The 25977-nt window shown below is 71.1% G+C and carries 24 protein-coding genes; 17 read left to right on the top strand and 7 right to left on the bottom strand.

The genetic code is table 11. From position 1 onward, the window contains the following. Positions 1-65: 65 nt before the first annotated feature. The 5 genes from tig to ABD213_RS05750 all read left to right on the top strand — a co-directional run bounded on the left by tig (position 66) and on the right by ABD213_RS05750 (position 5255). Positions 66-1820 carry a trigger factor gene (gene tig, locus ABD213_RS05770; RefSeq protein ID WP_344325725.1) on the top strand — a complete coding sequence of 585 codons (1755 nt, stop codon included), beginning with the start codon at positions 66-68 and terminating at the stop codon, positions 1818-1820. Positions 1821-1981: 161 nt separating this feature from the next. After that, on the top strand, positions 1982-3235 hold the full coding sequence (locus ABD213_RS05765; RefSeq protein ID WP_344325722.1) for an esterase/lipase family protein: 1254 nt from the start codon (positions 1982-1984) through the stop codon (positions 3233-3235). A gap of 52 nt (positions 3236-3287) precedes the next feature. After that, a complete protein-coding gene (locus ABD213_RS05760; RefSeq protein WP_344325719.1) occupies positions 3288-3752 on the top strand; it encodes an SRPBCC family protein in 465 nt (154 codons plus the stop codon). 1 nt (position 3753) lies between these two features. Further along, positions 3754-4248, top strand: a complete 495-nt coding sequence (locus ABD213_RS05755; RefSeq protein WP_344325716.1) for an SRPBCC family protein — start codon at positions 3754-3756, stop codon at positions 4246-4248. 119 nt (positions 4249-4367) lie between these two features. Next, complete coding sequence (locus ABD213_RS05750; protein ID WP_344325714.1) at positions 4368-5255, top strand: TIM barrel protein; 888 nt, start codon at positions 4368-4370, stop codon at positions 5253-5255. A 109-nt stretch (positions 5256-5364) separates the two neighbouring features. Here the strand turns inward: ABD213_RS05750 and ABD213_RS05745 are convergent, their stop codons facing one another. The 6 genes from ABD213_RS05745 to ABD213_RS05715 all read right to left on the bottom strand — a co-directional run bounded on the left by ABD213_RS05745 (position 5365) and on the right by ABD213_RS05715 (position 12598). Then, positions 5365-6870, bottom strand: coding sequence for a CoA-acylating methylmalonate-semialdehyde dehydrogenase (locus tag ABD213_RS05745; RefSeq protein WP_344325711.1), 1506 nt, complete (start codon positions 6868-6870; stop codon positions 5365-5367). Positions 6871-6901: 31 nt separating this feature from the next. Continuing rightward, positions 6902-8824, bottom strand: a complete 1923-nt coding sequence (gene iolD, locus ABD213_RS05740) for a 3D-(3,5/4)-trihydroxycyclohexane-1,2-dione acylhydrolase (decyclizing) (RefSeq protein ID WP_344325708.1) — start codon at positions 8822-8824, stop codon at positions 6902-6904. Between the two features lies 1 nt (position 8825). Next, on the bottom strand, positions 8826-9695 hold the full coding sequence (iolB, locus tag ABD213_RS05735; RefSeq protein WP_344325705.1) for a 5-deoxy-glucuronate isomerase: 870 nt from the start codon (positions 9693-9695) through the stop codon (positions 8826-8828). Further along, positions 9692-10621 carry a Cgl0159 family (beta/alpha)8-fold protein gene (locus ABD213_RS05730; RefSeq protein ID WP_344325702.1) on the bottom strand — a complete coding sequence of 310 codons (930 nt, stop codon included), beginning with the start codon at positions 10619-10621 and terminating at the stop codon, positions 9692-9694. The genes iolB and ABD213_RS05730 overlap by 4 nt, the downstream gene beginning before the upstream one ends. Continuing rightward, on the bottom strand, positions 10618-11703 hold the full coding sequence (locus tag ABD213_RS15080) for a 5-dehydro-2-deoxygluconokinase (protein ID WP_425546022.1): 1086 nt from the start codon (positions 11701-11703) through the stop codon (positions 10618-10620). The genes ABD213_RS05730 and ABD213_RS15080 overlap by 4 nt, the downstream gene beginning before the upstream one ends. A 151-nt stretch (positions 11704-11854) precedes the next feature. Continuing rightward, on the bottom strand, positions 11855-12598 hold the full coding sequence (locus ABD213_RS05715) for a GntR family transcriptional regulator (RefSeq protein WP_344325699.1): 744 nt from the start codon (positions 12596-12598) through the stop codon (positions 11855-11857). Positions 12599-12762: 164 nt separating this feature from the next. On the opposite strand from ABD213_RS05715, the gene ABD213_RS05710 reads away from it, so the two are divergent. The 6 genes from ABD213_RS05710 to ABD213_RS05685 all read left to right on the top strand — a co-directional run bounded on the left by ABD213_RS05710 (position 12763) and on the right by ABD213_RS05685 (position 18790). Further along, entirely contained in the window at positions 12763-13719 is a 957-nt protein-coding gene (locus ABD213_RS05710; RefSeq protein ID WP_344325696.1) for a sugar ABC transporter substrate-binding protein, read from the top strand. A gap of 74 nt (positions 13720-13793) precedes the next feature. Beyond that, a complete protein-coding gene (locus ABD213_RS05705) occupies positions 13794-14828 on the top strand; it encodes an ABC transporter permease (protein WP_344325693.1) in 1035 nt (344 codons plus the stop codon). Next, a complete protein-coding gene (locus ABD213_RS05700; protein WP_344325690.1) occupies positions 14825-15688 on the top strand; it encodes an ATP-binding cassette domain-containing protein in 864 nt (287 codons plus the stop codon). The genes ABD213_RS05705 and ABD213_RS05700 overlap by 4 nt, the downstream gene beginning before the upstream one ends. Before the next feature lie 161 nt (positions 15689-15849). Continuing rightward, positions 15850-17010, top strand: a complete 1161-nt coding sequence (locus ABD213_RS05695) for a Gfo/Idh/MocA family protein (RefSeq protein WP_344325687.1) — start codon at positions 15850-15852, stop codon at positions 17008-17010. Continuing rightward, complete coding sequence (locus ABD213_RS05690) at positions 17007-18005, top strand: Gfo/Idh/MocA family oxidoreductase (protein WP_344325684.1); 999 nt, start codon at positions 17007-17009, stop codon at positions 18003-18005. Before ABD213_RS05695 ends, ABD213_RS05690 begins: the two co-directional genes overlap by 4 nt. Continuing rightward, positions 18002-18790: a TIM barrel protein gene (locus ABD213_RS05685; protein ID WP_344325681.1), complete on the top strand. Its 789-nt coding sequence runs from the start codon at positions 18002-18004 to the stop codon at positions 18788-18790. The genes ABD213_RS05690 and ABD213_RS05685 overlap by 4 nt, the downstream gene beginning before the upstream one ends. 12 nt (positions 18791-18802) lie before the next feature. Here the strand turns inward: ABD213_RS05685 and ABD213_RS05680 are convergent, their stop codons facing one another. Further along, on the bottom strand, positions 18803-19834 hold the full coding sequence (locus tag ABD213_RS05680; RefSeq protein ID WP_344325678.1) for a LacI family DNA-binding transcriptional regulator: 1032 nt from the start codon (positions 19832-19834) through the stop codon (positions 18803-18805). Positions 19835-19955: 121 nt separating this feature from the next. On the opposite strand from ABD213_RS05680, the gene ABD213_RS05675 reads away from it, so the two are divergent. From ABD213_RS05675 to ABD213_RS05650, 6 genes are all read left to right on the top strand, one after another. Continuing rightward, positions 19956-21182 (top strand): phytanoyl-CoA dioxygenase family protein, encoded by a 1227-nt coding sequence (locus ABD213_RS05675; RefSeq protein ID WP_344325675.1) that lies wholly within the window; start codon positions 19956-19958, stop codon positions 21180-21182. A gap of 1 nt (position 21183) precedes the next feature. After that, a complete protein-coding gene (locus ABD213_RS05670) occupies positions 21184-21960 on the top strand; it encodes an SDR family oxidoreductase (protein ID WP_344325672.1) in 777 nt (258 codons plus the stop codon). Positions 21961-21981: 21 nt separating this feature from the next. Then, positions 21982-22656 (top strand): ATP-dependent Clp protease proteolytic subunit, encoded by a 675-nt coding sequence (locus ABD213_RS05665; protein WP_425546021.1) that lies wholly within the window; start codon positions 21982-21984, stop codon positions 22654-22656. Beyond that, positions 22653-23255, top strand: coding sequence for an ATP-dependent Clp protease proteolytic subunit (locus ABD213_RS05660; protein ID WP_344325666.1), 603 nt, complete (start codon positions 22653-22655; stop codon positions 23253-23255). Before ABD213_RS05665 ends, ABD213_RS05660 begins: the two co-directional genes overlap by 4 nt. 153 nt (positions 23256-23408) lie before the next feature. After that, a complete protein-coding gene (clpX, locus tag ABD213_RS05655) occupies positions 23409-24677 on the top strand; it encodes an ATP-dependent Clp protease ATP-binding subunit ClpX (RefSeq protein WP_344325664.1) in 1269 nt (422 codons plus the stop codon). Between the two features lie 130 nt (positions 24678-24807). Beyond that, positions 24808-25959 carry a saccharopine dehydrogenase family protein gene (locus tag ABD213_RS05650; RefSeq protein WP_344325661.1) on the top strand — a complete coding sequence of 384 codons (1152 nt, stop codon included), beginning with the start codon at positions 24808-24810 and terminating at the stop codon, positions 25957-25959. The last annotated feature ends 18 nt before the right edge of the window (positions 25960-25977 follow it).

The raw sequence follows: 25977 nt of genomic DNA, 5'->3' as shown, positions 1-25977 counted from the left end.
CCGGTCCCCGGCCGTTCACCGGACCCGGCCGCGTCGGTTCACCCGCGCCTGCGCGCAATGGACCCGTGGAGCCACGGAGCACCGGCCGTCGCGCGCGCCGGCGACCCGGCACAGGGGTCTTCCAGCACGGGGTGGCCTCCGGCGACCCGCTGCCGCACGCGGTGCTGCTCGGGACACGCGTGACGGTGCGGCCGGACGCCGTGCCCGGCTCGGGCGTCGGCGAGGCCGTCGACGTCGCCTGGGAGGTCTCCCGCCGACCGGACTTCGGCACCCTCGCCGCGGACGAGGCCAACGAAAGGTGTTCTCGGCCCGAAGGTGCGCTCGAGCGGGCGATTCGGGCCCGGCGGTGCCTGCATGAGAGACTGGAACGACGCCCCCGGGCCGTGGTCGCCGACGTCAGGCTCGAGCCCGCCCCGTGGCGTCCGACGACCCCCGTAGCCCATCCAGGAGTTCCGCACGTGAAGAGCAGCACCGAGTCCCTGAGCCCCACCCGGGTCAAGCTCACCATCGAGGTCCCGTTCGAGGAGTTCAAGCCGAACCTCGACAAGGCGTACAAGCAGATCGGTGGGCAGATCCAGGTGCCCGGCTTCCGCAAGGGCAAGGTGCCTGCGGCGATCGTCGACCAGCGGGTCGGTCGCGACGCGGTCCTCAGCGAGGCCGTCAACGCCGCGCTGCCCGACTGGTACCGCCAGGCGCTGGAGGAGACGAACGTCCAGCCGCTGAGCCAGCCGGAGATCGACCTCACGAAGTTCGCCGACGGGGAGGACATCGAGATCACCGCCGAGCTCGACGTGCGTCCCGAGCTCGACCTGCCCGACCTCGCCGACATCACCGTGAAGGTCGAGGACGCCGAGGTCACCGCCGAGGACGTCACCGAGCAGATCGACGCCCTGCGCGAGCGCTTCGCCACGACCACCGACGTCGAGCGTCCTGCTGCCGACGGCGACGCCCTGACCATCGACCTCGTCGCGAAGGACAAGGACGGGGAGCCGATCGACGGAGCCGAGGCCAACGCCATGCCGTACACGGTCGGATCGGGCGTCCTGCTCGACGGCCTCGACGACGCCGTCACGGGTCTGTCCGCCGGCGAGGAGGTCACGTTCTCCACCGAGCTGGTCGGCGGTGAGCTCAAGGGCACGCCGGTCGACGTCACCGTCACGGTCGTCGACGTCAAGGAGCGCACCCTGCCCGAGCTCGACGAGGAGTTCGTCCAGACGGCCTCGCAGTTCGACACCGTCGAGGAGTTCACCGCGGACGTCCGCGAGCGGCTCGTGCGCGGCAAGCGCATGGAGCAGGCTGGGCAGGCCCGCGACCTCGTCCTCGACGAGATCATCGGCAAGGTCGAGGCGCCTGTCCCCGACGAGCTGCTGGCCGCAGAGCTCGGCGCCCGTCGCGAGCAGGTCGCCCAGCAGCTGGCGCAGGCCGGCCTGACCATGGAGAACTACCTCGAGGACGAGGGCCAGACCGCCGAGGAGTTCGACGCCGAACTCGAGCGCCGCACGCGCGACGCGATCGTCGCCCAGTTCGTCCTCGACCAGGTCGTGGCCGAGCAGGAGATCGGCCTCGACGACACCGAGCTGAGCCAGCACATCATGCAGCGCGCCCAGCAGTCGGGCCAGGACCCCAACGCCTACGTCCAGCACATCATGGAGCACAACCACGTGCCGGAGATGGTCAGCGAGGTGCTGCGCGGCAAGGCGCTCGCGTCGCTCGTCGAGGGCGCCACCGTGACCGACGAGTCGGGCAACGACCTGCGCCTGTCGCAGCTGCGCGGCGACGGCACCTACGCCGACGAGGAGACCGACGGCGACGACGCCTGAGTCCTGCTCGTCGACCTCCCCTGGGACGACACCGTCCGACGACGCCCACCCACCGGCCCGGTGAGTGGGCGTCGTCGTTCTCGGTCGACGTCCCTGAGAGGTGATCAAGAACTCCGCTCGAAGCGGTTCACATCACGTTCGGATACCGGCAGTATGTAGGCATGCCCGTCGAGCCCGCGCGAACCACCGACGTCGCCGCACTCGCCCTGGACCACCTCGACCGGCTGGTGGTCGGGACCGTGCGCGACGTCCACCGCGCCGTCGCCTCCCGCGCGTTCGGCGCCACCCGGATGGTCGGCGGGCGCCTGCCGGAGTCGGTGCACGACGCGGTCGCCACGTCCCTGTACGGGGCGGCTTCGGGCGTCCTGCGCATCGGCAGCGCGTCGGTACGGGCTCTGGGCGCCCGCGGCGTCGGTGCGCCGGTGGAGCAGTCACGCCTCGGTCGCAGCGTCGTCGCCGCCGTCAACGGACTCATCGGCGACGAGCTGCGGATGCTCGACGATCCCCAGGCCATCGTGATGGCGGTGCGGGTCGAGGGAGCCGACCTCCCGCTCACGCGGTGGCAGGTCGGCGACGCCTTCCGGGGCGCCGGTGGACACCTCGTGGTCTTCCTGCACGGTCTGTGCGAGAACGACGAGTCGTGGCAGCTGGCGGAGCGTCAGCGAGGCACCACGTACGCCCGGCGCATCGTCGAGGACACCGACGCCACCCCGGTGATGGTCCGCTACAACACGGGACTGCACGTCTCGGAGAACGGCAAGCACCTCGACGCCCTGATCGGTCAGCTCGTCCAGAGCTGGCCCACGCGCGTCACCCGCATCACGCTCGTCGGTCACTCGATGGGCGGGCTGGTCGCCCGGTCGGCCACCAACCATGCCACCGCCGAAGGTTCGACGTGGCAGCACCTCGTGCGCGACGTCGTCTGCCTGGGCACCCCGCACGGCGGGGCCAACCTCGAGAAGGTGGCGCACCTCGGTTCCCGGGCGCTGCGCTTCTGGCCCGAGTCCCGTCCGTTCAGCACGATCCTCGACACCCGGTCCGCAGGCATCGTCGACCTGCGGCACGGCTACATCTCCGCGGACGAGTGGGAGGGTCAGGACCTGACGGCCCGCTGGGGGCTCGACCGCATCGCCGCCGCGCCACTGCCGCACGCGGAGTACCACTTCGTGGCCTCCACGCTCGGAGCGTCGCAGAAGCACCCGCTCAGCAGCGTGCTCGGCGACCTGCTCGTGCACTTCTCCTCGGCCACCGGGGTCGGCCGGTCCGGCCCCATCGTCGACGGGGCACGGTTCGAGTACGTGCCGAGTGCCCATCACTTCGCCCTGCTCAACCACCCGTCCGTCGCCGACTGGCTCGTGCGGTGGATCCGGGCCGACCAGCGCCAGGACCGCGTGCTCGTCGCGTCGCCTCGTTGAGGCACCCCACCCCTCCCCCAGGCGACGCCCGTCGCCGACGAAAGGAACGTCCATGGCCAACCGTGAGCGCATCGAAGGATCCATCGAGATCGACGCCCCGCCGGCGCGTGTCTGGGAGGTCGTCTCGGACCTGCGCCGCATGGGGGAGTGGAGCCCGCAGTGCAAGAAGATGATCATCCGCGGCGGCGAGGTCAAGCAGGGCACGCGCACGATCAACGTCAACCGTCAGGGCTGGAAGGTGTGGCCGACGCGCTCCTATGTGAAGGTCTTCGAGCCCGAGCGTGAGCTGGCGCTCAAGATCGCCGAGAACGGGACGGTCTGGACGTACGAGCTGGAACCCACCTCCACGGGTACCCGTCTCACCGAGCACCGCACCGCCCCGAACGGGGTCTCGTCGCTGTCGAACTTCCTGAGCCGGAACGTGCTCGGCGGCACCGAGAACTTCGAGGCCGAGCTCGAGCAGGGCATCGCCGAGACCCTGCGCCACATCAAGGTGGCGGCCGAGCAGGGCCGCTGACGTGCCACCGAGGTTCCCGGCGGAGGGGCTCGCGGCCCTGGAGGCGGACGTGCACGTCGACGCTCCGGTCGAGCGCGTGTGGGCACTGCTCAGCGACCTGAGGTCGATGAGTCGCCGCAGTCCGGAGACGGTGCGGATGTTCATCGCTGACGAGCCGACGGTCGGGTCGAGAGGTCTGAACGTGAACCGCCGGGGAGTGGTCGTGTGGCCGACGACCACGCGCATCACGCAGTGGAAGTCGCCGACGCACGACGGCTCGGCGGCGCTGGCCTTCGACGTCGGTCCGGCACACGTCGAGTGGTCCTACGAGCTGCGACCGACCTCGGCCGGCACGCACGTCGTCGAGCGGCGCGCGGCGATCCCCCGAGCGGGCGCCGTCGTGAGGTTCGTCGGGCGGTGGGTCATGGGCGGTTCGCAGAACCACGACGTCGAGCTCTTCGAGGGGATGCGGCGCACGCTCGAGCAGCTCAAGCGCGAGGCTGAGCAAGACTCTTGATCCTGACGTCAATATGTCTTGACAAACTATTGACGTGACCCGGCCGGCCGGGCGAGACTGGCACACGCGCGTGCACCGGCACGCCGTCCCCCCGTGCTGGTCCGTCCGAAAGGTCCCCGATGTCCTCCTCCGCTGTGCCGCTTCGTGACCGCATCGCCGGTGCCCCCATCTCCTGGGGCGTCTGCGAGGTGCCCGGGTGGGGGCTGCAGCTCCCGGCCGACCGGGTGCTCGCCGAGATGCGCGAGCTCGGCATCACGGCCACCGAGTTCGGGCCCGAGGGCTTTCTGCCCGATGCGCCGGAGGCGAAGGCCGAGGTCCTCGCGAGCTTCGGGCTCTCCGCCGTCGGCGGCTTCCTGCCGGTCGCCCTCTTCGACGCCGACCACGACCCGCTGCCGGAGGTCGACCGCTTCATCGACGACTGTCTCGCGTCCGGCGCCGGCGTCGTGGTGCTCGCCGCGGCGACCGGCAAGGAGGGCTACGACGACCGCCCCGTCCTCGACGACGTGCAGTGGAAGACGCTGACCTCGAACCTCGACCGCATCGCCGACCACGCCGCCGAGCGCGGCGTGGTGGCCGTCATCCACCCCCACATGGGCACGATCGTCGAGAACGGTGCCGACGTCCAGAAGGTCCTCGACGGCTCCCACATCGGCCTGTGCATCGACACCGGCCACCTCGCCGCGGCGGGGGCCGACCCCATCGCCATCACGCTCGCGAACCTCGACCGCGTCGCCCACGTCCACCTGAAGGACGTCGACGCCGACAAGGCAGCGCGTGTCGTCGCCGGTGAGGTCAGCTTCTCCGACGCCGTCGCCGACGGGATGTGGCAGGTGCTCGGCACGGGCTCCGTCGACGTCGCCGCCATGGTGCGCGCCCTGGAGACCAACGGCTACACCGGCTGGTACGTCCTCGAGCAGGACCTCATGCTCGCCGCCGAGCCCGAGGGCGAGGGCCCCAAGGCCGACGTCCGTCGCAGCCTCGCCTACGTCGAGGGCCTCGCCGGCTGAGCGCCGCCGGGCCGCGGTAAACCGCACGCACCCCGGAGCCGTGGCCCCGGGGTGCGTCGTTCCGTCTCAGGCGTTCGGTGTCACGTGCTTCTGGGTCACGTGTGCTGTGTCATGTGTTCTGGGGGAAGCCCAGGTCGACGCCGCCGTGGCTGGGGTCGAGCCAGCGGGTCGTCACGACCTTGCCGCGAGTGAAGAAGTGCACGCCCTCGGTGCCGTGGGCGTGGGTGTCGCCGAACAGCGAGCTCTTCCAGCCACCGAAGGAGTAGTAGGCCATCGGCACGGGGACGGGCACGTTGATGCCGATCATCCCGACCTCCACCTCGTTCTGGAAGCGCCGGGCGGCGCCGCCGTCGTTGGTGAAGATGGCCGTGCCGTTGCCGTACGGGTTCGCGTTGACGAGGTCGAGCGCCTCGTCGTACGTCTCGACGCGGACCACCGACAGCACCGGACCGAAGATCTCCTCGGTGTAGATGCTCATGTCCGGGGTGACGTGGTCGAAGAGCGTCGGCCCGACGAAGAAGCCCTCACCCTCGGCGTCGACGTCCGGGTTGCGGCCGTCGACGACGAGCGTCGCACCCGCGGCCTCGCCGGCGTCGACGAACCCCGCCACGCGATCGCGCGACTGGGCGGTGACGAGCGGGCCCATGTCGCAGCCGCGGGTGCCGTCGCCGGTGCGCAGCGCCTCGGCCCGCTCCTTGACCTTGGCCACGAACTCGTCGGCGACGGCACCGACGGCCACCACCGCAGAGATCGCCATGCACCGTTCCCCGGCCGAGCCGAACCCGGCGTTGATGGCCTGGTCGGCGGCGAGGTCGAGGTCAGCGTCCGGCAGCACGATCATGTGGTTCTTGGCGCCGCCGAGGGCCTGCACGCGCTTGCCGTGCGCGGTGCCCGTCTCGTACACGTACTTGGCGATGGGGGTGGAGCCGACGAACGAGACGCTCTTGACGTCCGGGTGCGTCAGCAGGCCGTCGACGGCGACCTTGTCGCCCTGCAGGACGTTGAAGACCCCGTCGGGCAGGCCGGCCTCCTTCCACAGCTCGGCCATCCAGACGGCGGCGGTCGGCACCTTCTCCGACGGCTTGAGCACGACGGTGTTGCCGGCGGCGATGGCGACGGGGAAGAACCACATCGGCACCATGGCCGGGAAGTTGAACGGGCTGATGATGGCGACCGGGCCGAGCGGCTGGCGCACGGAGTGGACGTCGACCTTCGTGGAGGCGTTCTCGGTGAAGCCGCCCTTGAGCAGGTGGGGGATGCCGCACGCGAACTCGACGACCTCCTGGCCGCGCGCGACCTCGCCGGCGGCGTCGGAGAGCACCTTGCCGTGCTCGGCGGTGATGATCGCGGCGAGCTCGTCGGCGCGAGCGTTCAGCAGCTCGCGGAACGCGAACAGCACCTGCGTGCGACGCGCGAGCGACGTGTCGCGCCAGGCCGGGAAGGCGGCCTTGGCGGCGGCGACGGCGCGCTCCACGTCGTCCTGTGACGCGAAGGCGACCGTCGACGAGACCTCGCCGGTGGCGGGGTTGGTGACGTCGCCGTGACGTCCGCTGGTGCCGTCGACGGATGACCCGTCGATCCAGTGGTGAACGGTGGTGGGCTGGGTCGTGGCCATGGGAGTGGCTCCTCGCTGGGGGTGGGGGTGGTCAGGTGGCGCTGGTGGGCGGCGGACCGAGGAAGGGACGCTGGGCCGCCTTGGCCTCGCGGTACGTTGCGAAGGCCTGCTGGGTCGAGTCGAGGGTCGAGACTTCGCTGACCGGGACGTCCCACCACGACTCGCTGTCGGGGGCGCCGATGAGCGGGTCGGTCTCGACGTGGATGACGGTGCTGGTGGGTGACGCCTTGGCGGCGGTCACGGCCTGTCCGAGGTCCTTCGCGGACTCGACCCGCACGACGTCGACCCCGAGGCTCTCGGCGTTCGCGGCGAGGTCGACCGGCAGGCGGTCGCCGTCGAGGCGACCGGACTCGGGCGAGCGGTAGCGGTAGCGGGTGCCGAAGCGCTGCGAGCCGAGGCTCTCCGACAGTGACCCGATCGACGCGTACCCGTGGTTCTGCACGAGCACGACGATGATCTTGACGCCCTCCTGCACCGCGGTGGCGAGCTCGGTGGCCATCATCAGGTAGGAGCCGTCGCCGACCATGACGAAGACGTCGCGATCTCCCTGCTCGGCCATGGCCGCGCCGATGCCGCCGGCGATCTCGTAGCCCATGCAGGAGTAGCCGTACTCGACGTGGTAGCCCTTGCTGTCGCGGGTGCGCCACAGCTTGTGCAGGTCGCCGGGCATGGATCCGGCGGCGCACAGCACGACGTCGCGGGGGTCGGACAGCTCGTTGACCAGGCCGAGCACCTCGCCCTGGGTGGGCAGGCCCCCGGCGCCTCGGTCGGCGACCTCGGGGGCGTAGGTGGCCTCGACCGTGGCGTCCCAGTCGGCCGCCAAGCGCTGGTACCGGGCGACGTAGCCGTCGTCGACACGGTGACCGACGAGCGCATCGCGCAGCGCGTCGAGGCTCTCTCGGGCATCGGCCGTGATCGCGAGGCCGGCGTGCTTGACCGAGTCGAGAGCGGCGACGTTGATGTTCACGAACCGCACTCCCTCGGCGGCGAACGCGGTGCGGCTCGCGGTCGTGAAGTCGGAGTAGCGGGTGCCGACGCCGATCACGAGGTCGGCCTCCCGAGCGATCGCGTTGGCCGCCGTGGTGCCCGTGGACCCGATCGCGCCGAGGCACTGGGGGTGGTCGAAGACGAGCGTGCCCTTGCCGGCCTGGCTCTGGCCGACGGGGATGCCGGTGGCCTCGCAGAACGCCGCCAGGGCGTCGGTGGCCCCGCTGTGGTGGACCCCGCCACCGGCGACCACGAGCGGTCGCTCCGCGGTGCGGATCAGCTCGGCCGCCAGCTCGATGCGCGAGCGCTCCGGGACGGGCCGCGCCACGTGCCAGACGCGCTTCTCGAACAGCTCGACCGGCCAGTCGTGGGCCTGGGCCTGGACGTCCTGCGGGAAGCACACCGTGACGGCCCCGGTCTCGGCCGGGTCGGTGAGCACCCGCATCGCCGACAGCAGGGCGGCGGGCAGCTGCTCGGGCCGCCACACGCGGTCGAAGTAGCGCGAGACGGGACGGAAGGTGTCGTTGACCGTGACGTCGCCGGACTGCGGCAGCTCCAGCTCCTGCAGCAGCGGCGACGCGCTGCGGTCGGCGAACGTGTCGGCCGGCAGCAGCAGCACGGGGAGGCGGTTGATGGTCGCGAGCGCGGCGCCCGTGACCATGTTCGTCGCCCCGGGGCCGACGCTCGTGGTGACCGCCCACGTCTGCAGGCGGTCCTTCTGGCGCGCGTAGGCGACGGCCGAGTGCACCATCGCCTGCTCGTTGCGGCCGAGGACGTAGGGCAGCAGGTCGGGGTCCTCCAGCTCGGCCTGCAGGAGCGCCTGACCGAGGCCGGCGACGTTGCCGTGCCCGAAGATGCCGAACGCCCCGGCGAAGAGCTTGTGCTCGACGCCGTCGCGCTCGCTGTACTGCGCACCGAGGAAGGCGACGGTGGCCTGGGCGACGGTGAGCCGTCGGGTCTGCGACATCTCAGCTGCCTCCGGTGAGTCGTGGGTCGATGTCCTGGTGCTCCCACGTGGAGCGGATCCAGGCCTGGTCGGGGTGGTCGGAGATGAGCCAGGCGCGGTCGGGGGCCGGGCCGGCCATCACGTTGAGGTAGTACATGTCGTGCCCGGGCGCAGCGGTGCAGGGCCCGTGCCACCCGTGGGGGACGAGGACGGTGTCGCGGTCGCGGACCTCGTGCAGGACGTCGATCTCGCCGGCCGGCGTGGAGCTCGTGCGGTGGAAGCCGAGGCCGGGCTGGCCCTGCGGACCGGCGGCGACCTCGAAGTAGTAGATCTCCTCGAGCTCGCTCTCGTGCTCGGTGGCCTCGTCGTGCTTGTGGGCCGGGTAGCTCGACCAGTTGCCACCGGGGGTGATCACCTCGCACGCGATGATGGAACCGGCTTCGAGCACGCCGACCATCCCGAAGTTGCGCACCTGGCGGCTGCTCTGCCCGGCGCCGCGCAGCTCGACCGGCACGTCAGCGGCGGGCAGGTGGCGAGCGGGGAGCCCGACGTCGGTCGGGGCTCCGCACACGGCGAACCGACCGCCGCCCGTCGACGTCAGCGTGACGTCGCTGCCGACGCCTGCGTACAGGACGTCGGTGGGGCCGGCGAAGACGTCGGGACGTCCGGCGAGCGCGTACGTGCTCCCGTCGACCTCGACGTCGACGGCGCCGGCGAGTGGCACGACCAGGAGCTCCTGACCCGGGGCCGAGACGGTGCGACGTCCGCCCGGTGCGAGCGTGATCGTCCAGAGGCTGGTGTGCGACCACCCGTCGCGCTCGCCGGCGACGACCGCGAGGTCGTAGCCGTCGTCACCCCCCGTGCCGGCCGGGATCACCCACTGCCCGCTCATCGGACCAGTCCCACGGCGGTGTCGACGGCGGCGGCGACGTCGTCGTCGTGCGGGAAGAGCATCGTGCGGCCGACCATCAGGCCACGCACCCCGGGCTGGGCCAGGGCGCTCTCCCAGCTGCGGTAGACGACCTCCGGGTGGCCGGTCGGGTCGCCCCCGAGCAGGAGGGTCGGCAGCGTCGTCGAGCGCATGACCCGCTCCATCTCCTCGACGACGGGCAGCTTGAGCCAGGTGAAGGCGCTGGACGCGCCGAGACCCTGGGCGATGGCGACGGACTTGATGACGGCGTCGGGGGAGAGGTCGTTCACGACCTTCCCGTCCCTGCGGCTCGACATGAACGGCTCCACCATCGCGATCGTCTCGGCACGGTTGAGCTCGCTCACGGCGGCGGCCTGGGTCTCCAGCGTGCGGAGCGTCCCCGGGTCGTCGAGGTCGATCCGGGTGAGCATCTTGGCGCCCTCGAAGCCCGACTCGATCGTGCCGCGCACGTCGTAGCCGGTCATCCGGTCGTCCATCTCGTACGCCGAGCCGGCGAGGCCACCGCGGTTCATCGACGTGAACACGACCTTGCCCTCCAGCGCGCCGAGCAGCAGGAGGTCCTCGAGGACGTCGGCGGTCGCCAGCACGCCGTCGACGCCGGGCCGGCCGAGAGCCGTGACGAGGCGCGCCAGGACCTCGTGCCGGTCGGCCATCGCGGTCGGGCGGCCGGTCGCGGCGAGGGCACCGCGAGCAGGGTGGTCGCAGGCCACGATCATCAGCCGGCCGTCGGGCGGCAGCAGCGGGCGGCGGCGTCGCGCGGCGAGCAGCCTCGCGACGCGACGGGGATCGGTGGCCCGCACCTCGTGCAGGTCCGCGACCGAACCCACGAAGGGTCCTGACGCGGACGCGTCCGCCGTCTGGTCGGCGGTGGGTGCGTGCGTCGTCATCGGGTCTCCTGCGCGAAGCGCTCGCGGACGAGCGCGTCGACCTCGTCCTGGGTCGGCATGGCGGTCGAGCACTCCAGTCGCGAGGCGACGATCGCACCGGCCGCGTTGGCGTTGCGCAGCACCGTCTCCAGCGGCAGGCCGGCGAGCAGGCCGTGGACGAGCGAGCCGCCGAAGCTGTCACCGGCCCCGAGGCCGTTGACCGGCTCGATGGGGATGGGCGGCGACTCGACCCGCTCGGTGCGGGTCTTGGCCAGGACGCCCTTGGGGCCCTGCTTGACGACCGCGAGCTCCACCCCGGCCTCCAGCAGGGCGTCGGCGGCACGCTCGGGGTCGGACTCGCCCACCGCGACCTCGCACTCCTCGCGGTTGCCGACGGCGACGGTGACCATGCCGAGGATCGGCTGCACCTGCTCGGTGGCGGCCGCCGCGTCGGTCCAGAACATCGGTCGGTAGTCGAGGTCCAGGACCGTGTGCCGCCCACGGCCCGGCACCCCCGCCGTGTCCTCCTGCCGCCCACGGCCCGGCACCCCCGCCGTGTCCTCCTGCCGCCCACGGCCCGGCACCCCCGCCGTGTCCTCCTGCCGCCCACGGCCCGGCACCCCCGCCGTGCGTGCCTCGAGCATGGCGATCTGCGTGGCCCGGCTGGGCTCCTCGGACAGCCCGCTCGTCGTGACCCACAGCAGGTCGACGTCGCGCACGAGGTCGAGGTCGACGTCGTCGACGGTCAGGTTCATGTCCGGCGCACTGGGGCGTCGGTAGAAGTACAGGGGGAAGTCGTCCGGGGGGAAGATCTCGCAGAACGTGACCGGCGTGGGCAGGTCGGGGACGACCACCACGTGGGAGTCGTCCACCCCGAGGTCGCGCAGGGCGCGGCGGACGAAGCGACCGAACGGGTCGTCGCCGACGCCGGTGAGCGCGGCCACCCGGTGTCCCAGACGGGCCGCCGCGACGGCGACGTTCGCCGTCGTGCCGCCGAGGAACTTGCCGAAGGACTCCACGTCCTCGAGGCCGACCCCGATCTGCAGGGGGTAGACGTCGACGCCCGCCCGACCGTAGGTCAGGACCTCGGGTGTGGTGCTCATGACGGCCTCTCTGTACCCGGCTCTGCCGTTCTGTGGGGCGGTGGTGCGGGGCGGATCTGCGGGGCGGATGCTGGCGTGCTCGACGGTACGAGGACCGCACGGATCCTGTCAAGACTTTGTCAGGACAAAGTATTGTCTTGACAAAGAGTCGTCAGCGGTCGACGAGCGTGAGCTCGAAGGTGTAGAGGTCCGGGCGGTACAGGTGAGTGCCGAACTCGACGGCACCGCCCGCGTCGTCGTAGGACGTGCGCTGCATCGTCAGCAGCGGGGCCGACCGCTTCTCACCGAGCAGCTCGCACTCGCGGGCGTCGCCCTTGCGGGCACCGATCCGCTGCTTCGCCACGCGCATGAGGACGCCCCGCTCGCGCAGCGTCTCGTACAGGCCGTGCTCGGCGAGGTCCACCGCCTCGAGGTCGATGAGGTCGACCGGGAGGTAGTTGTGCATGAGTGCGAGCGGCTCGGTGCCGATGTGCCGGACACGCTCGAGGGACCAGACCTCCTCGCCCGGGGCGACCCGCAGCTCGGTGGCGACCTCCTCGGTCGCCGCGACGCGCGTGCACGACTGGACCACCGTGTGGGGGTCCTGGCCGGCCGCCGCGAGGTCGTCGAACAGGCTCGTCAGCTCCACCGACCGGTTGATCTTGCCGTGCACGACCTGCGTGCCGACGCCGCGCTTGCGCACGAGCATGCCCTTGTCGACCAGCACCTGGATGGCCTGGCGCACGGTCGGGCGGGAGAGCCCGAGGCTCCCGGCAAGGCTGATCTCGTCGCTGATGCGTGCACCAGCGCCGAGGTGTCCGTCGAGGATGGCGCGCTCGAGCTGCGCCGCGACCTGGAAGTACAGCGGCACGGGGCTCGACCGGTCGAGCTTGATGTGCTCGGCGGTATCCGACACGATCAAACTCCTCTCTTTGTGAGGCTCCATCGAACCGCGACACGAGCAGTTCGTCAATATGTCTTGACATATTCAGGTGGGGTGTTGTGAAGTGGGGCACACCGCGAGGCACCCCCGCCCCCGTGGGACGGTCCTGACAGGCCGCACGACAGGAGAAACCCCGCATGAAGAAGTTCACGCTCGCAGGCACGGCCGTCGCCGTCGCAGCCCTGCTCGCCGCTTGCAGCGGCACGGGTCAGGAGACTGCCGACGCCGAGGACCGCGACCTCACCTACGCCGTCATCACCCACTCCAGCCCCGGCGACGCCTTCTGGGACCGGGTCAAGTCCGGGGCCGAGCAGGCCGGCGAGGACTACGACGTCACCGTCAACTACAGCAACGACCCCGACCCGGCTCGCCAGTCGCAGCTCATCGACGGCGCGGTCGCCGACGGCGTCGACGGCATCGTCGTCTCCATGGCCAACCCGGACGGTCTCGAGGAGGCCGTCAAGCGTGCGGTCGCCGAGGGTGTGCCGGTCGTCTCCATCAACTCCGGCATCGACCGCTGGCAGGAGTTCGGAGCCCTCACGCACATCGGCCAGTCCGAGACCGTCGCCGGAGAGGCCGTGGGGGAGCGCCTCTCCGAGGAGGGCAAGACCAAGGCCATCTGCGTCGTGCAGGAGGCCGGCAACGTCGGGCTCGAGGAGCGCTGCCGCGCTGCGGCCGGCACCTTCGAGGGCGAGATGGAGAACCTCCAGGTCGACGGCACCGACGACAACGCCGTGACCTCCACCATCACCTCCAAGCTGCAGGCCGAGTCCGACATCGACGTCGTCCTGACGCTCGGCGGCCAGTACGCCATCGCCGCGGTCTCCGCCGTCGACCAGGCCGGCAGCGACGCCGAGGTCGCGACGTTCGACCTCTCCGCCGACGTCGTCCAGGCCATCGAGGACGGGACCATCCTGTTCGCCGTCGACCAGCAGCCGTACGTCCAGGGCTTCCTCGGCGTCACCACGCTGTTCCTCAAGGACATCAACGGCAACGACGTGGGCGGCGGCCAGCCGATCAACTCCGGCCCGGCCTTCGTCACCGCGGAGAACGCGGCCGACGTCGCGACGTTCGCGGCCAACGGAACCCGCTGACCCCAGCGGACCTGCGGTGGGGCCTGCGCCCAGGCGTCGGCCCCACCGCCCCCGCTCCACCCGAAAGGCCACCCATGTCGACAGCCACCGCGTCCGACGAACGGATCGCCCAGACCTCGATGCTGAGCGCGTTGCTCAAGCGTCCGGAGATCGGCGCCCTCGTCGCGGCCGTCGTGATCTTCGCCTTCTTCGCCCTCACGACCGACGCCTTCGCCACCGCCAGCGGCGCCAGCACGTGGCTCCGCTCGGCCTCCACGATCGGCATCATGGCCGTCGCGGTCGCGCTGCTGATGATCGGTGGCGAGTTCGACCTCTCGGCCGGCGCCATGACCGGTTTCACCGGCCTGACCGTCGGCATCCTGTGCACGCAGTACGGACTGAACATCTGGGTCGCGATCCTCGTCGCGCTCGTGCTCGCGCTCTGCGTCGGCTTCGTCAACGGGGTCATGGTGATGCGCACCGGGCTCCCGAGCTTCATCGTCACCCTGGGCACGTTCTTCGTCCTCCAAGGACTCAACCTCGCCCTCACCAAGGCGCTCACCGGCCAGGTCGCCATCCAGGGCATGGCGCAGGTGCCGTTCTACGACCAGCCGAAGGCCGTATTCGGCTCGTCGGTCTCCATCGCCGGCGGTGCCGTGTTCGCGTCGGTGTGGTGGTGGCTGGCCGTCACCGCCGTCGCCACCTGGGTGCTGCTGCGCACCCGCGTCGGCAACTGGATCTTCGCCGTCGGTGGGGCCCAGGTCTCCGCCCGCCAGGTCGGCGTCCCCGTCTTCAAGACGAAGGTCGGGCTGTTCATGACCACCTCCGGAGCCGGCTGGCTCGTCGGCATGCTGCTGCTCTTCACGACCTCCACCGTCCAGTCCAACACCGGCGTCGGCCAGGAGTTCATCTACATCATCTGCGCCGTCGTCGGGGGCTGCCTGCTCATGGGCGGCTACGGATCGGCGATCGGCGCGGCCTTCGGTGCCCTCATCTACGGCATGGCCAACCAGGGCATCGTCTACTCCGGCTGGGACAACAACTGGTTGCGCGCCTTCCTCGGCATCATGCTGCTGGGAGCGGTCCTGCTGAACGAATGGGTACGCAAGCGAGCGGAGATGTCGCGATGAGCGAGAAGACCACCCCCGAGACCGTGACGATGACGGAGCCGCCGGCGCGCGGCACCACGATCGTCGAGGTCCAGGACATCGGCAAGAGGTACGGCAACATCATCGCCCTGTCCGACGTCTCGACGTCGGTCAAGGCCGGCGAGGTCACGTGCGTCCTCGGCGACAACGGTGCCGGCAAGTCCACCTTCATCAAGATCCTCGCCGGAGCCCACCAGCACACCGACGGCACGCTCCTGGTCGACGGCGAGCCGACGACGTTCGCGAACCCTCGCCAGGCGCTCGACGTCGGCATCGCGACGGTCTACCAGGACCTCGCCGTGGTCCCGCTCATGCCGGTGTGGCGCAACTTCTTCCTCGGCAGCGAGGTCCGCAAGGGCGTCGGACCGTTCAAGAGCCTCGACATGGACTTCATGAAGAAGACCACCAAGAGCGAGCTCGCCGCGATGGGCATCGACCTGCGCGACGTGGAGCAGCCGATCGGCACCCTGTCCGGTGGTGAGCGCCAGTGCGTCGCGATCGCCCGGGCGGTGTACTTCGGTGCACGGGTGCTGATCCTCGACGAGCCCACGGCGGCGCTCGGCGTCAAGCAGTCCGGCGTCGTGCTCAAGTACATCGCGAAGGCCCGTGAGCGCGGGCTCGGCGTCGTGTTCATCACCCACAACCCGCACCACGCCTACCCGGTCGGCGACCGGTTCATGCTGCTGCGTCGCGGCAAGAGCATGGGGGACTACCCCAAGTCCGAGATCACCCTCGACGAGCTCACGTCGATGATGGCCGGCGGCGCGGAGCTGGAGTCCCTCGCCCACGAGCTCGCTCAGACGATGGGCGAGGACGTCGTCCAGGAGATGGGCGCCGACTGACCCCGGTCCCGCAGGGATCGACGATGACTCGGTCCCCTGAGGGGATCGACCTGCCGCTGGACCGGGACCGACCACGGAGACGACTCCGGAGTCGCTCCCGGCCTCGCGGCGTCCACGGGTGCCGCCGCGACGGTGCCACCGACGAGTGAGAGGCAGGATCCGTGAGTGCTCCCGAGCTGAGGGTCGGCGTGGTCGGCTTCGGCTGGATGGGCCAGGTGCACGCCCGTGCCCTGAGCCGCCTGGTCCAGCACTACCCCGACGCGCCGCTGCGGCCGCGCCTCGTGGCGGTAGCCGACAACGCGCCCGACGACCGCACGACTCGCGCCGCCGGCGCCTACGGGTTCGCGCACGTGCTGACCGATTGGCGCGAGCTCGTCTCGCGCGACGACGTCGACCTCGTGTGCGTGACCGGCCCCAACTTCATCCACCGTGACGTCGCCGTGGCCGCGGCCTGGGCCGGCAAGCACCTGTGGGTCGAGAAGCCCGCCGGTCGCGACGCCGTCGAGACCGCGGAGATCGCCGCCGCCGTCGAGGCGGCCGGCGTCCAGGCCGCGACCGGGTTCAACTACCGCAACGTCCCAGCCGTCCAGCGCGCCAGGCGCCTCGTGGCGTCGGGAGCGATCGGCGCGGTGGAGCACTCGACGGTCCGGTTCCTGGCCGACTACTCCGCCGACCCCGCGGCAGCACTGTCGTGGCGCTTCCGCAGCGACCTGTCCGGCACCGGTGTCCTCGGCGACCTCGTCAGCCACGCGACCGACCTCCTCGCGCACGTCGTCTCGCCGATCAGCGAGCTCGTCGTCGAGCGCGCCACGTTCATCGACCAGCGTCGCGAGGCGGTCCCGGGAGCGATGCACTACGAGCAGGGTGCCGGCGCGCTCGGCGACGTCGAGAACGAGGACTACGTGAGTGCCCTGCTGCGCCTGGAGGACGGGTCGCGGGCCGTGCTCGAGTCCAGCCGTGTCGCCGTCGGCGAGCAGAACACCTACGGCTTCGAGGTGCACGGCACCCGCGGGGCGATCGCCTGGGACTTCCGACGGATGAACGAGCTGCGCGTCGCCACCGCCGACGGCGACCGCTACCTCGACACCTACTACGCCACCCAGTACGCCGGTCCCGGCGACGGCGAGATCGGCGTGTTCCAGCCCGGGACCAACAACCCCCTCGGCTTTGACGACCTCAAGGTCGTCGAAGCCCGCCGGCTCGTCGGGTCCATCGCCTCCGGGGTCGCCGAGGGGGCCACCATCGCCGACGCCCTCGCCGCCGCCCGTGTCCTCGACGCCATGATCACCTCCTCCGACGAACGAAAGTGGGTCTCGCTGTGAGCACGTCCCGTCCCCGTCTGAAGGTCGGCGTCATCGGCGCCGGCGCGATGGGTGCCGCGCACGCCCGCACGCTCGCCACCGCCGCACCGGGAGCCGAGGTGACGCGCGTCTTCGACATGGACACCGACCGCGCTGCCGCCGTCGCCGCGGAGGTCGGTGGCGAGGCCGCACCGTCGCCCGAGGCGCTCGTCGCCGACGTCGACGCCTTCGTGGTCGCCTCGCCGGACTTCACCCACGCCGACCTCGCGATCGCCGGCATCGAGGCCGGCAAGCACGTCCTGTGCGAGAAGCCGCTCGCCGTCACCGCCGACGACGCCCGCCGCGTCGTCGACGCCGAGGTCGCCGCCGGTCGACGCCTCGTCCAGGTCGGCTTCAACCGTCGCTTCGACCCGGGCTTCCTCAGCCTCAAGGGATCCGTCGTCGACGGCACGCTCGGGACGGTCAAGCTCCTGCACGGGATCCACCGCAACGCCTCGAACCTCACCAGCACGGACTCCTCGACGCTCGTGACCGGATCGATGATCCACGAGTTCGACACCTTCCGGTGGCTGCTCGACGACGAGATCGTGGCGGTGCGCGTCGAGTCACCGATCCTCGAAGGATTCAAGGACCCGCAGGTCGCGACCCTCTGGATGGCGTCCGGCCCCATGATCACCGCCGAGGTCTACGTCAACGCCGCCTACGGCTACGACGTCCGCGTCGAGGTCGTGGGCGACGCCGGATCGGCGACCCTCGAGCCCCGCACGCCGGTCGTGCGGCGCCTCGGCGGCCAGGGCGGCTCGAGCATCGGCAGCGACTTCGTCGAGCACTTCGTCGAGTCCTACCGCCTCGAGCTCGGTTCCTGGGTCGACGCGTCACTGCGCGGGGAGGTGGTCGGCGCGTCCGCCTGGGACGGCTACGTGGCGAACCTCGTCGCCGCCGCCGGCGTCACCGCCCTCGAGTCCGGTACCCGCGAGCCGGTCGACGTCCCGCAGCGGCCTGGGCTGTACCGGTGACCTTCACGCTCGCCGTCTGCTCGGAGATGGTCCTGACCGAGCTGCCGCACCTCGAGCGGGTGGAGCGCATCCACGACGCCGGCTTCGCGGTCGAGATCTGGGACTGGACGAAGAAGGACGCCGACGCGCTGCGGGCGACCGGCGCGTCGTTCACGTCGATGACCGGGTACGTGAGCGGCGACCTGACGACCCCCGAGGGCGCCGACGACCTGCTCCGGACCGCCGAGGAGTCGATCCCGTTCGCGCACGCCATCGGCTGTCCGACGCTCAACATCCACGGCACCGGACTGGGCGAAGGAGGCCTGCCCGTGCGGCCCGTGGAGGTGACGACCGGTGAGGACTGGGTCGCCGCCGTGCGCACGCTCGAGCGCGTCGCCGAGCTGGCCGAGCGGCACGACGTGACGTACGTGATCGAGAACCTCAACCTCGAGGTCGACCATCCCGGCACGCCGTTCGCCCGCGCCGCCGACACCCTCGCCCTCGTGCGCGCCGTCGGCAGCCCGCACCTGCGGATGAACCTCGACCTCTACCACGCCCAGATCGGCGAGGGGAACCTCGTGGAGCTCCTGCGCCGCGCCGTCCCGTACGTCGGGGAGGTGCAGGTGGCCGACGTCCCCGGGCGCTGCGAGCCCGGGACCGGCGAGGTCCGGTGGCCGTTCGTCGCCCGGGCCCTGGCCGACGCCGGCTACGACGGCGTCGTCGCGATGGAGGCGTGGGCCAGCGACCCGTCCGTCGCCGGCAGCGAGCGCGCCATGGACGCCTTCCGCGAGGCGTTCACGGTCTGACCCGACGGGCCGTCATCGCGGTCCGAAGGCACGGGGCACGTTGAAGGGCGTCACGACCTGCACCTGCGAGGGCACCGACGTGGGCGCACCGGGGAGCGCACCGTGGTGCTGCAGGATCAGCCGGCAGGCGTGCCGGGCGTCCGCGCGCAGGTCGTGGTGCAGCACGTGGTGGATCCGACGGGTGCGCAGCAGCTCGGTGTTGTCGGCGTCCAGGTCGTGCGCGACGAACGTCCCGATGGTGCGGCCGGCGTCGGCGAAGGCATCGAGCGTCGCGCGGTTCCCGCCGCCGACGGAGTAGACGGCGTCGACGTCGGGGTGGCCCGCCAGCGCAGCACGCACCCCGGCGCCGGTGGTGGGGTCGAGCCCGTCGGTGTCCGTCAGGTCGACGACGCGACGCCCCGGTGCGAGCGTCCCGAGCGCGTCGACGAACGCCCCGACCCGTTGCTCCTCGCCACGGAAGTCGCTGCGGCTCAACGTGACGAGCACGGCGCCGGGCCCCGGCGAACCGAGCGCGACGAGGTAGGCCGCGGTGCGACCGGCCGCGTCGTTGTCGATGCCGACGTAGGCGAGGCGCCGACTGCCCGGCACGTCGGTCACCAGTGTCACGACGGGGACGCCGGAGTCCGCGAGCGCCGTCACCTCGGCCGCCACGTCCGGGTGGTCGGGTGCCTTGAGCACCACGCCGTGCGAGCGCCGCCGACGCACGTCGCGCAGGGTCGCGACCATCGCGCCGGCGTCGGCCTCCTCGCGCAGGTGGAACCGCGAGCGCACCACGGCGGGACGCAGTCCCGGCAGCTCGGCCTCCATCGCGTCGCGCACCGCCGAGCTGAAGCGTGCCGGTGCCTGCATCACGAGGTCGAGCAGGAACGTGCGCCCGACGAGCCGCAGCTGCGTCGCCTGCCGGTCGAGCTCCTCGATGGCCCGCTCGACCTCGGCGACGGTGGCCGCCCGCACCCCGGGCCGCCCGTGCAGCACCCGGTCCACGGTGGCTGCGCTCAGCCCGCTCTGCTGTGCGATCTCGCGGACCTTGTGACGGTGGGGCACTCCGGCAGCCTAGACCGCGCGGCCGCTGCCTGAGGTGTTCTTGAGGTCTTCTCGACCCCACGGCGTCGACGCGCAGGCCTAGCGTGGAGTCGTCACCACCCCCGTCCACCAGGAGCACGTCATGAGCATCGCGGATCACCCCGTCACCACCCTCGCCGCTGGTCGAGTGAGCGCCGTGCCCGGCCGGTTCACCCCCGCCGACGTGCGGCTCGAGGACCTCGTCGAGGTCGTGTCCGCCACGACGCGTGCGGTCGACTACCCGCACGCCGACCACGTCGAGCAGGGGGTGCTGGTGTACTCGTCCGCCGCCCTGCGCGAGAGCGTGTCGACGGCCGCCGGCGAGGACGCCGTGCGCGACGAGCTCGTGCGTGCCTTCGTCGACGGACCTGGCATCGTCGTGCTGCAGGGCGCGTGGGACGACCTCGACGTCGTCGACCGCGCGACCTCGGCCTTCGAGGCGATCATCGCCGACGAGAAGGCCTCCGGGGGTGCCGCCGGTGACCACTTCGCGAAGCCGGGAGCCAACGACCGGATCTGGAACGCGCTGGAGAAGCTGGCCGTGACCGACCCCGAGACGTTCGTGGACTACTACGCCAACGACGTGCTCGCGCTGGTGAGCACCGCCTGGCTCGGTCCGGGCTACCAGGTGACGTCGCAGGTGAACGTCGTGCGGCCCGGCGGCGTCGCGCAGGACCCGCACCGCGACTACCACCTCGGCTTCCTCACCGACGAGGTGACGGCCCGCTACCCGGCGCACGTGCACCTGCTCTCGCCGACGCTCACGCTGCAGGGCGCGGTCGCCCACGTCGACATGCCCGTCGAGAGCGGCCCGACGCTGTACCTGCCGCACTCGCAGAAGTACGCACCCGGCTACCTCGCCTACCGCCGACCGGACGTCCGTGCGTACTTCGAGGAGCACCGCGTGCAGCTGCCGCTCGCGAAGGGCGACGCCGTGTTCTTCAACCCGGCCCTCCTGCACGGTGCCGGCAGCAACGTCTCCACCGACGTGCAGCGGGTCGCCAACCTGCTGCAGGTCTCGTCGGCCTTCGGCCGGGCCATGGAGGCCGTCGACCGGGCGCGGGCCGCCACGTCGGTCTACCCGACGCTCCTGGAGCGACAGGCGTCCGGGTGGTCCACGGCCGCCCTGTCGCGGGTCGTCGCGACGGTCGCGGAGGGCTACCCGTTCCCCACGAACCTCGACCTCGACCAGCCGGTCGACGGGATGACGCCGCTGGCGCAGACCGAGCTGCTGGAGCAGGCGCTGGCAGGGCAGTGGCCCGCCGCACGGGTGGCCGAGGCCCTCGCCTCCTACGCCGGGCGTCGTCGCACGAGCGAGCAGGGAGTCTGAGATGGGGCTCCTGCAGGACCACGTCGTCCTCGTCAGCGGCGGCACCCAGGGCGTCGGACTGGCCATCGCGCGCGCGGCTGCCGCCGAGGGTGCGCGCCTGGTGCTGACCGGTCGTCGTGTCGAGGTGGGGGAGCGAGCGGCCGCCGAGCTCCGCTCGGCCGGGGTGGACTGCCGGTTCGTGGCGTGCGACGTCGCCGACGTCGACGCGTGTCGAGCCGCGGTGGAGGAGACGGTCCGGCTCCACGGCCGCATCGACGGCCTCGTCAACGCGGCCGGGTTCACCGAGCGCGGCACCCTGCTGGAGGAGACGCCCGAGCAGTTCGACCGCCACGTGGCGATCAACCTGCGCGGTCCGTTCTTCCTCATGCAGGCGGCGGTGGCCGACATGGTCGGCCGGGGTGAGCCGGGCGCGGTCGTCAACGTCATCACCATGAGCGCGCACGGCGGTCAGCCGTACCTCGCGGCGTACGCGGCGACGAAGGCGGCGCTCGTGGGTCTGACGAAGAACGCCGCGCACGCGCACCGGTTCGACCGTGTCCGCATCAACGGCATCAACATCGGCTGGACGGACTCCGAGGGGGAGGACGCCATCCAGCGACGGTTCCACGACGCGGGGGACGACTGGCGCGAGGAGGCCGGTCGGCGCCTTCCCGCCGGCCGTCTGGCGAGCCCGGAGGACGTCACCGGCCTGGCCGTCCTGCTGCTCTCGCCGGCCAGCGGCGTCGTGACCGGCTCGGTCGTCGACTGGGACCAGACGGTCCCCGGTGCGTCGGACTGACCCGGCAGCGTCGCTACGCCGATGGCGAACAGGGGGTGGTCGTGCGTGTGTGGAGGTCACTCGCCCTCTAGGGTCGAGAGCGTGAACACTTCTGATGCCACACCGCCGCGTTCGGCCGTCGGCGACGTCGGTCCCGGCGACCTCGACGGCCACATCTACCAGCGTCTGCTCAAGGAGCGGATCATCTTCCTGGGCTCGGAGGTGCGGGACACCAACTCCAACGCCATCTGCGCCCAGATGCTGCTGCTCAGCGCCGAGGACCCCGACGCCGACATCTCGCTGTACATCAACTCCCCGGGTGGCTCGGTGGACTCCGGCATGGCGATCTACGACACCATGCAGTTCATCTCCAACGACGTCTCCACCGTCGCCATGGGCCTGGCCGCCTCCATGGGTCAGTTCCTGCTGGCCGCGGGCACGCCCGGCAAGCGCTACGCGCTGCCCCACGCGCGGATCATGATGCACCAGCCCTCGGGCGGGATCGGGGGCTCGGCCTCCGACATCAAGATCCAGGCCCAGCAGTCCATCCTGCTGAAGAAGCAGCTCAACGAGCTCCAGGCCCAGCACACGGGTCAGAGCGTCGAGCAGGTCGAGCTCGACGCCGACCGCGACCGGTGGTTCACGCCGTCGCAGGCCAAGGAGTACGGCTTCATCGACAAGGTCATCAGCAGCGTCCGAGAGGTGGGGCAGGCATGAGCTACTACATCCCGCAGTGGGAGGAGCGCACGTCCTACGGCTTCCGCCGCATCGACCCGTTCACCAAGCTCTTCGAGGACCGCATCATCTTCGTCGGGACCCCGATCGGTGACGACGTCGCCAACGCCGTCATGGCGCAGCTGCTGAGCCTGCAGCAGATGGACGCCGACCGCGACATCCAGCTCTACATCAACAGCCCCGGTGGCTCCTTCACCGCGATGACGGCCATCTACGACACGATGCGCTACCTCAAGTCCGACGTGCAGACCGTCTGCCTGGGCCAGGCCGCGTCCGCGGCCGCCGTGCTCCTGGCCGCCGGCACGCCGGGCAAGCGGTTCGCGCTGCCGAACAGCCGCATCCTCATCCACCAGCCCTACACCGAGGGCACCGGTGGGCAGATCTCGGACCTGGAGATCCAGGCCAACGAGATCCTGCGGATGCGCGAGCTGATGGAGAAGATGATCGCCGACGCGACCGGCAAGACGCCCGAGCAGGTCAGTGCCGACGTCGAGCGTGACAAGATCCTGACCGCCGAGCAGGCCGTCGAGTATGGCCTGATCGACCAGGTCTTCGACACGTTGAAGACGCCCGAGGTCTGATGAGGGTCCCGAGCGTCGCCACGCAGTGGGCGACACGCGCGGTGGCGCTCGGGAATGCTCGGACGTACCGTCGAGAGACTTGTAGGGTGAGCGAATCGCAGTCCCGGGACCGGGTTGCCAGCCCAAGTAGTCAGCCCAGTGAGGAGCCCCGTCGTGGCACGCATCGGTGAGACCGCAGACCTGCTGAAGTGCTCGTTCTGCGGCAAGAGCCAGAAGCAGGTCAAGAAGCTGATCGCCGGCCCCGGTGTGTACATCTGCGACGAGTGCATCGACCTGTGCAACGAGATCATCGAGGAGGAGCTGGCCGAGGGCTCGGAGTTCAGCCTCGGTGAGCTGCCCAAGCCGCACGAGATCTTCGACTTCCTCGGCGGGTACGTCGTCGGGCAGGACAACGCCAAGCGCAGTCTCGCGGTCGCGGTCTACAACCACTACAAGCGGGTCCAGGCCCAGAGTGCGGCCGGCCGGACCAAGGACGACGCCGTCGAGCTGGCCAAGTCCAACATCCTGCTCGTGGGCCCCACCGGCTGCGGCAAGACCTACCTCGCCCAGACGCTGGCCCGGATGCTGAACGTGCCGTTCGCCATCGCCGACGCCACGGCCCTGACGGAGGCCGGCTACGTCGGCGAGGACGTCGAGAACATCCTGCTCAAGCTCATCCAGGCCGCCGACTACGACGTCAAGAAGGCCGAGACGGGCATCATCTACATCGACGAGGTCGACAAGATCTCGCGCAAGGCCGAGAACCCCTCCATCACGCGCGACGTCTCCGGTGAGGGCGTGCAGCAGGCGCTGCTGAAGATCCTCGAGGGCACCACGGCGTCGGTGCCGCCCCAGGGTGGGCGCAAGCACCCGCACCAGGAGTTCATCCAGATCGACACCACGAACGTCCTGTTCATCGTCGGCGGTGCCTTCGCCGGCCTGGAGGAGATCGTCGAGCAGCGCAGCGGCAAGGTCGGCGTGGGCTTCAACACCGGCAGCGTGCCGGAGAAGAAGGCTGAGGGGCCGCAGAAGCTGTACTCCAAGGTGCTGCCCGAGGACCTGCTGAAGTTCGGTCTCATCCCGGAGTTCATCGGCCGGCTGCCGGTGATCGCCGCCGTGGACAACCTCGACCGCGAGGCACTGGTCTCCATCCTCACCGAGCCGAAGAACGCGCTCACCAAGCAGTTCGTGCGCCTGTTCGAGATCGACGGCGTCGAGCTGGAGTTCACCGACGGTGCCGCCGAGGCGATGGCCGATCTCGCCCTCGAGCGCGGCACCGGCGCGCGCGGCCTGCGCTCGATCATCGAGCACGTCCTCCAGCCGGTCATGTACGACATCCCGAGCCGCGAGGACGTCGCCAAGGTCGTCGTCACCGCCGCCACCGTGCGCGGCGAGGAGGGCCCCACGGTCCTCACCGGCGAGCAGGTCCGCAAGGCCTCCTGACCGCGGGCTTGCGGTTTACCACGGTCCCACGGCAAGCCTGTACTTCCCGCGGGAGATCTGCCGCGGGAAGAACGAGGTCGCCGCGGGAGGACGCCTCGAGCGGGTCAGGCCGCCGCGCTAGGGTCGCGACATGACGGTCGACATCACCCTGCACGGCGCGACGGGCTTCACCGGCGCACTCACCGCCGAGTACCTCGGCACCCACCTGCCCGACGGGGCGTCGTGGGCGATCGCCGGCCGCAACGCCGACAAGCTGCAGGCGGTGGCCGACGACGTGGTCGCCGCCGGCGCGACCGCTCCGGAGGTCGTCGTCGCGGACATCGACGACCCCGCCTCGATGCGCGCGATGGCCGAGGGCACCCGCGTGCTCGTCAGCACCGTCGGGCCCTACCTCAAGCACGGACTCCCGGCCGCACGCGCCGCCGCCGAGGCGGGCATCGGTTACCTCGACCTCACCGGCGAGCCGCAGTTCGTCGACCAGGTCTGGCTCGACCTGCACGAGACGGCGAAGCGCACCGGCGCCCGCCTCATCCACTGCTGTGGCTTCGACTCCATCCCTTACGACCTCGGCGTCCTCTACACCGTCGCCCAGCTGCCCGACGACGTCCCGATCCGCGTGAAGGCGTTCGTGCGCGGGAACATGGGCCCGTCGGGGGGCACGTACCACTCCGCGATCGGGCAGTTCGCCTCGTTCCGCCAGTCGGCGCAGGTCGCCAAGCAGCGTCGCAGCCTCGAGGAGCGCCCCAGCGGTCGGCGCATCCGCGGAGCCGGTTCGCTCGGACGTGCCGAGCACGATCGCGGCTGGGCGGTGCCACTACCGACGGTCGACCCACAGATCGTGCTGCGGTCGGCTCGCGCGCTCGACGCCTACGGCCCGGAGTTCACCTACGAGCACTACGCCCACGTCAAGACCACCCGCATGCTGGCTGCGGGAGCAGTGGGCCTGGGGGTGCTCGGCGTCGGGTCGCAGATCCCGCCAGTGCGGTCTTTGTTGCTGAAGGCCAAGAGCCAAGGTGACGGCCCGACGCCGGAGGAGCGCGCCAAGGCGTGGTTCACGCTCGACCTGCTCGCCGAGACCCCCACGTCCACGCTGCACACCAAGGTGAGCGGCCGAGACCCCGGCTACGGCGGCACCGCCAAGATGCTGGGCGAGGCGGCCCTGAGCCTGGCGTTCGACGACGTCGCCGACGTCGCCGGTCAGACCACGACGGCCGTCGCGCTGGGACAGCATCTCATCGGCCGGCTGCACCCCGACGCTCTGCGGTTCCAGACGCTCGACTGAGCGCCCGGCGCCCGGGTC

The sequence above is a fragment of the Aeromicrobium halocynthiae genome (genome assembly GCF_039531385.1).
Classification (GTDB): Bacteria; Actinomycetota; Actinomycetes; order Propionibacteriales; family Nocardioidaceae; genus Aeromicrobium; species Aeromicrobium halocynthiae.
This window is presented reverse-complemented; position numbering and strand designations above follow the sequence as displayed.

Bases quoted from the DNA above. Each gene is read 5' to 3' on its own strand.
- ABD213_RS05700 (WP_344325690.1), top strand. From the start codon at position 14,825: ATGAGCGAGAAGACCACCCCCGAGACCGTGACGATGACGGAGCCGCCG.
- ABD213_RS05750 (WP_344325714.1), top strand. From the start codon at position 4,368: ATGTCCTCCTCCGCTGTGCCGCTTCGTGACCGCATCGCCGGTGCCCCC.
- ABD213_RS15080 (WP_425546022.1), bottom strand. From the start codon at position 11,703: ATGAGCACCACACCCGAGGTCCTGACCTACGGTCGGGCGGGCGTCGAC.
- ABD213_RS05760 (WP_344325719.1), top strand. From the start codon at position 3,288: ATGGCCAACCGTGAGCGCATCGAAGGATCCATCGAGATCGACGCCCCG.
- ABD213_RS05670 (WP_344325672.1), top strand. From the start codon at position 21,184: ATGGGGCTCCTGCAGGACCACGTCGTCCTCGTCAGCGGCGGCACCCAG.
- ABD213_RS05660 (WP_344325666.1), top strand. From the start codon at position 22,653: ATGAGCTACTACATCCCGCAGTGGGAGGAGCGCACGTCCTACGGCTTC.
- ABD213_RS05765 (WP_344325722.1), top strand. From the start codon at position 1,982: ATGCCCGTCGAGCCCGCGCGAACCACCGACGTCGCCGCACTCGCCCTG.
- ABD213_RS05665 (WP_425546021.1), top strand. From the start codon at position 21,982: ATGGCGAACAGGGGGTGGTCGTGCGTGTGTGGAGGTCACTCGCCCTCT.
- iolD (WP_344325708.1), bottom strand. From the start codon at position 8,824: ATGTCGCAGACCCGACGGCTCACCGTCGCCCAGGCCACCGTCGCCTTC.
- ABD213_RS05675 (WP_344325675.1), top strand. From the start codon at position 19,956: ATGAGCATCGCGGATCACCCCGTCACCACCCTCGCCGCTGGTCGAGTG.
- iolB (WP_344325705.1), bottom strand. From the start codon at position 9,695: ATGAGCGGGCAGTGGGTGATCCCGGCCGGCACGGGGGGTGACGACGGC.
- ABD213_RS05710 (WP_344325696.1), top strand. From the start codon at position 12,763: ATGAAGAAGTTCACGCTCGCAGGCACGGCCGTCGCCGTCGCAGCCCTG.
- ABD213_RS05730 (WP_344325702.1), bottom strand. From the start codon at position 10,621: ATGACGACGCACGCACCCACCGCCGACCAGACGGCGGACGCGTCCGCG.
- ABD213_RS05650 (WP_344325661.1), top strand. From the start codon at position 24,808: ATGACGGTCGACATCACCCTGCACGGCGCGACGGGCTTCACCGGCGCA.
- ABD213_RS05705 (WP_344325693.1), top strand. From the start codon at position 13,794: ATGTCGACAGCCACCGCGTCCGACGAACGGATCGCCCAGACCTCGATG.
- ABD213_RS05745 (WP_344325711.1), bottom strand. From the start codon at position 6,870: ATGGCCACGACCCAGCCCACCACCGTTCACCACTGGATCGACGGGTCA.